Source organism: Streptomyces celluloflavus (assembly GCA_000720995.1).
In the GTDB taxonomy this organism is placed as follows: Bacteria; Actinomycetota; Actinomycetes; order Streptomycetales; family Streptomycetaceae; genus Streptomyces; species Streptomyces celluloflavus.
Genome location: JOEL01000192.1, coordinates 1 through 204, shown reverse-complemented (window position 1 = coordinate 204; position 204 = coordinate 1). Strand labels below are relative to the sequence as shown.

General features: G+C 66.2%; 1 protein-coding gene. It reads right to left on the bottom strand.

Translation table 11 applies throughout. The features are described 5' to 3' along the window. On the bottom strand, positions 1-139 hold a 139-nt coding region (locus IH09_RS38715), incomplete at its 3' end, for an IS110 family transposase (protein ID WP_190233555.1). Positions 140-204: the final 65 nt, after the last annotated feature.

Sequence of the window (204 nt, the reverse complement as noted above, 5' to 3'; positions counted from 1 at the left end):
TGGCGGTCAGGATCGCCGTCTCGTCGTTCTCGATCTTCTTCGACCACAAGGTCGCGCCGGTCTCATCGACCACCGCGGCCCAGTGGTGGCCTTTACCGGAATCGACACCGGCCCATACCCGGGCCTGTCGCTCGCTCACTCGCCCCTCCTCGTTCCGCACGGCTTGCCGTCGGCCCGAGGAACACCCCGCTGTCATCTCCGTAA